The sequence below is a fragment of the Priestia sp. 53B2 genome, from assembly GCF_056099005.1.
In genome coordinates, this window is the sequence record NZ_JBLZXA010000047.1 from 1 (window position 1) to 7,279 (window position 7,279).

Sequence of the window (7,279 nt, forward strand, 5' to 3'; positions counted from 1 at the left end):
CCCTATATGAGTTGCGCTTATTTAGGTACAAATCAATAGCCTTCAACTTATCTTCAAATGTATGTCTAGACATACAAGCACCCCAATCATTAGAGTTTCTTTGTCTAACAATTGGGGTGCAGTTCAGTTCAGGAGTTTTTTTGCTACATTATTTAACCAAAGGACAGAAGCCTCACGGCGTCTTGAGTAGTTTGCTCAAGATGTTATTTATTATTCATTTTTATAATTATTAAATAAAAAGAAACAGACTTGTTAGGAAGTCTGCAACTGCAACAAGAAATAAAGCTATTTACATACAACAGGTATTGTATATGATCCAACGAACTTTAGCAGTCTGCCCTATTGAGGGGATTCTATACTTTATTGACCTTATTTAGACTAGATTTGTATACCGTATAAAAAAAGACTACCTCTTCCCAGTCAAAAGAGGCAGCCTTTTTTTATACGGCAATCGTAATGTTGTGTTGACGCTTTGTCGTATCTTGAGTAGCTTGTTCAGTTTAGTAAGAACTTATGTATAGAAAAGAGAAAAACCTACTGAATATGGGGTCAGTCCCCATGGACAGTAGGTTTTTCTTTTAGACTATTCATAGTACACACTAAAGAATTGAGAATGAACATCTCTCCAACTTTTCAATAGTGTGCTCAATTAGGATATAAATCATTCACATAAATGTTTCACCAGCTATGAAAGATTTATGTATAGAAAATGATACATTTTGTATTATTTTTGATACGAGATGTATCAAAAGCAGGCTTAAGCCTGCTCCTGTAGACTTTAAGGCTATTCTATAATTAAGAAGTACGAAGGTGTTCCGAAAAAGTGTTTTATGTTAACTAGGAATGAACGTCTTGTACATAATGTTTTATAATACAACTATTGTTAAAATGGAATTAAAAGGATAAACAAAAGGGGGATTTTTATGTTTCAAAGTTTAGATAGTTTTTTAAAATCTTGGGAATATGAAGCAAATGCTACCCAGAGACTACTAAAAAATTTAACTGATGGTTCTCTTAAACAGGAAATTACTTCACAGAATTGGACTCTAGGACGTATTGCTTGGCATACAGTAGCTGCCATTCACATAATTGCTTCAAACACTAACTTAACGTTTGAGGCACCGTCTGAAGATTGGCCTGTTCCTACTACGGCTCAGTTTATAGCAGACAGCTATCAGCAAGCAAGTGACGCATTTGTACAAGCATTAAAAACTCAATGGATCGACAAAACGTTAGAAGAACGAATAGACTTTTTGGGTCAGAAAATACCAAATGGATCACTTTTAATGTTTTTAATACAACATCAAGCCCACCACCGGGGACAAATGACCGTTCTTATGAGACAGGCAGGATTACCCGTTTCAGGTATTTATGGGCCATCAAAAGAAGAATGGGCGAATTTTGGTATGGAAGCTCCCAAAATGTAACATTAAATATATAAGAGTAAACAAGTGAAAGCCCTTAATAAAAGGGCTTTTTCACATGTGATTTCCGATAATTCACATTATGGTAACTAAAAATGAATATTGTATACAGCTTAAAAATCGACAAAAAAAGTATATATACGTTCATATACCTTTTTGATAATATAAAGATGTATTTCCTATATTTGTTACTTTGTAATTAGGAATTATTAAATAAGGGGACGTGATAAAGCTGAAGAACAAATTAGTGGTTAAGTTATTAGCATTCCTTATGTTAATTGGGTTATTTAGTTATATAGTATATGCTGAATACCCATCTAAGCAAACCTCAACAACTCAAGAACAACAATCGAATGTTCTGGGAGGACAATCTTACCTTGACAAAGTTGTAAAAATTTACGTTCCATCTACTTACAATATTGATCAACCTATTGATAATAGCAAATATGTTGACCAATCTTTAGAGAAATTCTCTAATATGTTTGGAGGTGCCACTTCTGATGATGGAACAGGAGCCTGGATAGGAGATAATAAAAAATTAGTTAAAGAAAAGGTAACCATTGTTTATAGCTTCACTGAAAAATTAGATAAGAATAAAATTAATGAAGTTGTAGCATATGCAAAAGAGCTAAAAAAAGAAATGAAACAGTCTTCGATATCTATTGAAGTAAATGGAAGAATGTATTTTATTGAATAAAAGATTTATAAAGTCAAAAAGCTCTTAGAATAAATAATTCTAAGAGCTTTTCCGATAAAAGAATATTATGTAAAATGGGTTTGTATAAGGTATACATTTAATTTAGATTTATATTATAAAGCTTAGATCAAGTTAAAAAAGCTAAAACCATACATCGAACAAACCGTAAATACGATGGTCCATACTGCTAAACTAGTTGTCATCCATCCTATTACATGTCGACGCGAAGATCCAAAAGTGAGAGCAAGTACTGCAGCTATATCTGTTCCTACTAAAATAGGAGCAAGCAAGGCTAATCCTGGTATACCGTATTTTTCCCATATCTTCTTTGACCTTGTTTCTTTTTTTGTTGGACCCGTAATCCCTTTTTTCATTCTTCTTTTTGTTCGCCATGCTGAAAACTGTTTAAAAAATAGTCCTAGCAATAAAATCAAAAGAAGATTACCGATAAATGCTGTTACCCCAACCCCAATTGGTGATAATCCCCATAAGACTCCGAGTGGAACAATAATAGATACATCCATCCATGGAGCTACGGCCAGCAAAAATAAAACGAGATATTGCCATACACTATTTGCATTTTGTGCCCATTCTAATAGATTCATTTCTTCTCTCCTCGCATCTTTAAAATTGATTTAACTTACGTATGGTTAACCAATATACAAGGTACTGTCCTAATCCCAAAGCTCCTATACTCAGTAACGGAATAAAGCGACTATGAGAGAAGAGAAAACAGATACCTGCTACGATAGGTAAGGCATACGTATAATAAACATATACGTTTCTGCAAGCTTTAAAGGTAATCCATTGTTGCCCTTCATCTGTTTCTTGAAACTCTGGAGGGATTAATCCTAAATAATTAATACGATCATGAGGATGTTTACGGTTATGTAGTTGGGTTAATACTGTCCAGCATATTGTTACAGCAATTAAGGCTAAAAAAACCATTCTAGCTAACATAGATTGATTTGGATAAAAATCCATAGTAGAAATGGTAAAACATACAATGATTAAAAGAAACATACTCATGGGTATAAATGGGGACCTTATAATACGTTGTAGCATATTATTCCTTCCCTTCCTTCAGGTAAAATACATCTTCGACAGATACATTAAATGACTGAGCGATTTTTAAAGCTAGGGCAACAGAAGGAGCATAATCTCCTTTTTCAATTAACCCAACTGTCTGCCTTGTAATGCCGACTGAATCAGCTAAGTCTTGTTGTGTCCATTTAAAACGGGCACGTAATTCACGAACTCTATTTCTGAGCATTTAGAAGCCTTCCTTATCCATTTATTTACTTTTAATTGTAAGGTATCATTTACAAAATGTAAAGGATAGTTTGCATTTTAGGCGATATAGTTTTACTCCTATAACCTGAATTATATTAAGTAGAAGTGAACATGTATGTTCATATTTAGAGAACATTAGGTTCAAAAAAATGAACATGGTGTTCTCTAATATTTCCTAGCTTATGAAACGTTTATGTTTAAAATTTGAAACATTTTGTTTCATGAATAAAAGAAAAAGCAGGCTTAAGCCTGCTCTTATTACCTTTAAGGCATATATATAATATGGAACAATTTATTAAACACGATTTAGATGCGTATCTTTAAAATGCGTAGGATATTTTCACTCTCCGTTCCATTTTTCATTTCATGGATATTTTTCACCTTATTTTAAAATGACATTAAAAGAGACATGCCTTCTAAACATGTCCCCTGATGTTGAGAAGCATCATCTACAGTTTTATCGCCACTCAACAATTTCATCAAGATTTTGTCTTGTTTTTGGACGTTTCGGATTCTCTTTCCGATATCCGAAAGCGACCATACAGGCTACACCGAAATCGTTGCCTTCAATGATACCCTCATTTTGCAAAATAGTGGTTACCTGCTTTTTATCAAAACCTTCTATTGGACAGGAATCAATACCGATCTGAGCCGCAGCTGTCATCATGTTTCCTAATGCTATATACGTTTGTTTGCTTGCCCATTCAAAAATGAGACGGTCATTATCTTCGAGTTCTGTCTCGACGAAGGATTTGTAGAAACCGGAAAGATTTTGTACAACTTCTTCAGGCATATGATGAATGTCTTTCATCATTTTGATTACGTGAACGGAATCATGTCTTAAGCCTTCTTTTCCTCTGGCCAATATAGCTACAAAATGGCTGGCAGTAGGAAGTTGTCCTTGGGCACCGCCGGATACAGGTTTTAATTTTTCGCGAAGCGCTGCATCCTGGATCACGACAAACTTCCACGGCTCTAAACCAACTGAACTTGGAGACAATCTACCTGTCTCCAAAATAAAGCGAAAATCTTCATCCGAAATCTTTTTGTTCGTATCAAATTCCTTGCAAGCATGTCTGAACTGGTAAGCTTTTAAAATCTCCTGTTTTTTACTCTCTATTCCCATCATGTAGAATCATCCTTCCTTTTTAGTGGTACTTTACCAAACCATATTTCTCCAAAAGCATTTTATTACCCTGCCAGTTAGTTCAATAATCTTTATTTCTTTATATGACCCGATTGTTGAATAGAATAATCCGCATTTTTTAACAACTTTATTATTTTCAAACGATTTTTTTGTCAATTACCATAAGTAACGTCTTATAGTAAGGTGTTACTTATCTTTGTGCCTAGAATTGGTATTACGTAAACTAGATTTATAGAATATAAATATGAGATAATATGGTAGATTTTATAGATAAAGGAGATTAATTTAGATGACAAAAGCGATAAACCTTTGGTCATTCGTCTTCTCATTGCTATGTGTCTGTCTAACTTTCATAACTTTTGCTCACCCATCGTTATTAAGCTTAAATTTTTATGTAGCAATTGTTATATTTTTAGTTGGTATTATAGGCTTCTTCGGAATACATAATTGGAAATCAGCTGTGAGAAGTGTTTTAACCATTATACTTAGTGCCGTATTAATTATAGTGACTGGATGGATTATCTTTGTTGGAAATCTTTTCTCATAATTAGTATGTGGCTTAGAAATATAAAGATTAGCAAAAAAGCCTTTAATCCCAATATAAAGGCTTTTTTGCTACCTATAATCGTGATTATGGTAGCTAGATTTTTATACAGGATAAACCTTCTGTTAAATATTGACACGAATAGTAAGCGCACGTATTATTAATAATACGTGCGCTTACTATTTTAGGAGGTCTTATTATGTGGAACTACGAACATTCTATTTTTACTACTTCTAGCCCTATATCCATTTGGAATTTGTATCAAGATATATCTAAATGGTCAAAGTGGGATGACGAAATTATAGAAGCTCATTTAGATGGCCCATTTACAACGGGGAGTATTGGATCTCTAACAGTTCTCAATCAAAAACCTGGTACCTTTACTCTTAAAGAAGTGAAAGAAAATCGAAGCTTTACAAATGTTATGGTAATAGACGAACTAAATATACAAATTGCTTTTTACCATTACATAAACAATGCTGGTTTCCAAACTAAAATTACTCATGGCGTTAGCATTTCAGGCCTTCATGCTAAGGAAATAGGAGGTCAGATAGGACCCTTGTTAACAAAAAATATCCCTCGTTCTATGGATAGACTTGTTAAATTGGCAGGTGAAAACGAATGACTAAAATACGATATTGGATAGGTGTAGTATCTGAGGATCATGTAAGAATAGGAGAGAAAAATGGCTTTGCTCAACTATGTCATGGTAAAGCATATCCTTTAAAACGAATGAAAGCAGGAGATTGGCTCATTTATTATTCGCCAAAGACATCTTATAAAAATGGCTTACCTTTACAGTCTTTTACTGCTATTGGTAAAGTTAAATCGGGTGAGGTTTATCTTTATGAAATGAATCCAAACTTTATACCGAATAGAATAGATGTAGAGTTCAAAGAATGCCAAACTGCTAGTTATTTAGAAATTAAGCCTTTATTAAATTTTGCCCGTACGACCCCAAATGTAGGTTTACTCTTTAGAAGGGGGCATTTTGAGATAGAACGGGAAGACTTTTTAATAATTGCTAAAGCTATGGGGGTAAAACAGCATGAAATGGGTTTCCAAATTTAATAATCCAGAAGATAGCTCAGGATTTCTATTATGGCAAGTAACACATTCGTGGCAAAGACTGATAACAAAAGAACTGAGTAAGATAAATGTTACTCATTCACAATTTGTGTTACTAGCAGCATGTGATTTTCTACAGACTAAGGGAGAAAATGTGACTCAAAAAAAGCTTGCTGATTTTACAAAGTTAAATATTATGATGGTTTCTGATGTAGTACGTACTATTGAAACAAAAGGGCTTTTAGAGCGAAGTAAGAACCCCTTAGATAAACGAGAAATTTTATTATCTATAACTGCAGAAGGAAAAAATAAGGTTAAACAGGGGATTCCAATTGTAGAAAAAGTAGATGAACAGTTTTTTAATAATATTAAAGATACCCAGGAAGACTTTAATAAGATGTTACATTCTTTATTATAACTAAGTTGGTTTCTAGAATAGCTCATACTACTTCCTATAAGTTGTTTTATGGTAACTAAAAATCTATACGATATACATTTTAAAATCAGAAAAAGCCACTAAACAGGGATTAGTAGCTTTTTCCGTTGTATAGTTAGTTGCACAAGTCGATGTTTGGCGACATCTTGAGTAATTTGCTCAATTTATTGATAACTTATGTACTAAAAAGAAAAGCTTACCTGATTTGTCAGAGGTAGGCTTTTCTTTTTGCTAAATATTAAGGGTGTAATTGCTTGTTACTTACATATCATTTATATTTTTGTAGATATTTATTATAACCCATCAAATCATTTTGAGAAAGTAAAAATTGAAAGCGATTACTTAACGTTTGAATTAAAAGGCGTTTTTTCTATTTCATACCGATAAATGGCATTATGTTAACTAAATTTGTATATGGTATACATAATTTTAATTTAATAATTCATCATTAATGATAAAATACAACAAGGAATATATATCCATTCATTCCTACTTGAAAATATCTCTAAACAAGATCATTAAAAGGAGGAAGCTTAGATGATCACTTTTGTGCAAGTGATTTTAGCAATCTTTATTTTAATAGGAGGATTTATAAAACTTTTTCGTATACCGTTTCAAGTTGAACATTGGCGGCACTATCGATACCCATTATGGTTCATGTCTGCAATTG

At 33.0% G+C, this 7,279-nt stretch carries 11 protein-coding genes; 7 read left to right on the plus strand and 4 right to left on the minus strand.

The features are described 5' to 3' along the window. Nucleotides 1-923: 923 nt before the first annotated feature. Together ACN6NE_RS30815 and ACN6NE_RS30820 are read left to right on the plus strand one after the other, a co-directional pair. Nucleotides 924-1,427 (plus strand): DinB family protein, encoded by a 504-nt coding sequence (locus ACN6NE_RS30815; protein ID WP_474329385.1) that lies wholly within the window; start codon nt 924-926, stop codon nt 1,425-1,427. Nucleotides 1,428-1,671: 244 nt separating this feature from the next. Further along, a complete protein-coding gene (locus ACN6NE_RS30820; protein ID WP_240702385.1) occupies nt 1,672-2,121 on the plus strand; it encodes a DUF3574 domain-containing protein in 450 nt (149 codons plus the stop codon). 122 nt (nt 2,122-2,243) lie between these two features. Here the strand turns inward: ACN6NE_RS30820 and ACN6NE_RS30825 are convergent, their stop codons facing one another. The 4 genes from ACN6NE_RS30825 to ACN6NE_RS30840 form a co-directional block, all read right to left on the minus strand. Beyond that, nucleotides 2,244-2,726, minus strand: coding sequence for a small multi-drug export protein (locus tag ACN6NE_RS30825; RefSeq protein ID WP_204232239.1), 483 nt, complete (start codon nt 2,724-2,726; stop codon nt 2,244-2,246). Nucleotides 2,727-2,745: 19 nt separating this feature from the next. After that, complete coding sequence (locus tag ACN6NE_RS30830; protein WP_129703947.1) at nt 2,746-3,186, minus strand: hypothetical protein; 441 nt, start codon at nt 3,184-3,186, stop codon at nt 2,746-2,748. 1 nt (nt 3,187) lies between these two features. After that, the gene (locus ACN6NE_RS30835; protein ID WP_129703945.1) at nt 3,188-3,394 is read right to left on the minus strand and encodes a helix-turn-helix transcriptional regulator; all 207 of its coding nucleotides are present in this window, start codon (nt 3,392-3,394) and stop codon (nt 3,188-3,190) included. Between the two features lie 477 nt (nt 3,395-3,871). Further along, nucleotides 3,872-4,543, minus strand: coding sequence for an NAD(P)H-dependent oxidoreductase (locus ACN6NE_RS30840; RefSeq protein WP_129703943.1), 672 nt, complete (start codon nt 4,541-4,543; stop codon nt 3,872-3,874). A gap of 761 nt (nt 4,544-5,304) precedes the next feature. Here ACN6NE_RS30840 and ACN6NE_RS30845 point away from each other — a divergent pair. The 5 genes from ACN6NE_RS30845 to ACN6NE_RS30865 all read left to right on the plus strand — a co-directional run. Beyond that, the gene (locus tag ACN6NE_RS30845; RefSeq protein WP_474329389.1) at nt 5,305-5,730 is read left to right on the plus strand and encodes an SRPBCC family protein; all 426 of its coding nucleotides are present in this window, start codon (nt 5,305-5,307) and stop codon (nt 5,728-5,730) included. After that, nucleotides 5,727-6,176: an EVE domain-containing protein gene (locus tag ACN6NE_RS30850; protein WP_474329391.1), complete on the plus strand. Its 450-nt coding sequence runs from the start codon at nt 5,727-5,729 to the stop codon at nt 6,174-6,176. Before ACN6NE_RS30845 ends, ACN6NE_RS30850 begins: the two co-directional genes overlap by 4 nt. After that, nucleotides 6,154-6,591 (plus strand): MarR family winged helix-turn-helix transcriptional regulator, encoded by a 438-nt coding sequence (locus ACN6NE_RS30855; RefSeq protein WP_129703934.1) that lies wholly within the window; start codon nt 6,154-6,156, stop codon nt 6,589-6,591. The genes ACN6NE_RS30850 and ACN6NE_RS30855 overlap by 23 nt, the downstream gene beginning before the upstream one ends. A gap of 246 nt (nt 6,592-6,837) precedes the next feature. After that, nucleotides 6,838-6,996: a hypothetical protein gene (locus ACN6NE_RS30860; RefSeq protein ID WP_165351639.1), complete on the plus strand. Its 159-nt coding sequence runs from the start codon at nt 6,838-6,840 to the stop codon at nt 6,994-6,996. A gap of 150 nt (nt 6,997-7,146) precedes the next feature. Continuing rightward, on the plus strand, nt 7,147-7,279 hold a 133-nt coding region (locus ACN6NE_RS30865), incomplete at its 3' end, for a DoxX family protein (protein ID WP_205654831.1).

Excerpts from the sequence above, each read along its gene's own strand:
- ACN6NE_RS30830 (WP_129703947.1), bottom strand. The coding sequence starts at position 3,186 with ATGCTACAACGTATTATAAGGTCCCCATTTATACCCATGAGTATGTTT.
- ACN6NE_RS30840 (WP_129703943.1), bottom strand. The coding sequence starts at position 4,543 with ATGATGGGAATAGAGAGTAAAAAACAGGAGATTTTAAAAGCTTACCAG.
- ACN6NE_RS30850 (WP_474329391.1), top strand. The coding sequence starts at position 5,727 with ATGACTAAAATACGATATTGGATAGGTGTAGTATCTGAGGATCATGTA.
- ACN6NE_RS30815 (WP_474329385.1), top strand. The coding sequence starts at position 924 with ATGTTTCAAAGTTTAGATAGTTTTTTAAAATCTTGGGAATATGAAGCA.
- ACN6NE_RS30835 (WP_129703945.1), bottom strand. The coding sequence starts at position 3,394 with ATGCTCAGAAATAGAGTTCGTGAATTACGTGCCCGTTTTAAATGGACA.
- ACN6NE_RS30855 (WP_129703934.1), top strand. The coding sequence starts at position 6,154 with ATGAAATGGGTTTCCAAATTTAATAATCCAGAAGATAGCTCAGGATTT.
- ACN6NE_RS30825 (WP_204232239.1), bottom strand. The coding sequence starts at position 2,726 with ATGAATCTATTAGAATGGGCACAAAATGCAAATAGTGTATGGCAATAT.
- ACN6NE_RS30845 (WP_474329389.1), top strand. The coding sequence starts at position 5,305 with ATGTGGAACTACGAACATTCTATTTTTACTACTTCTAGCCCTATATCC.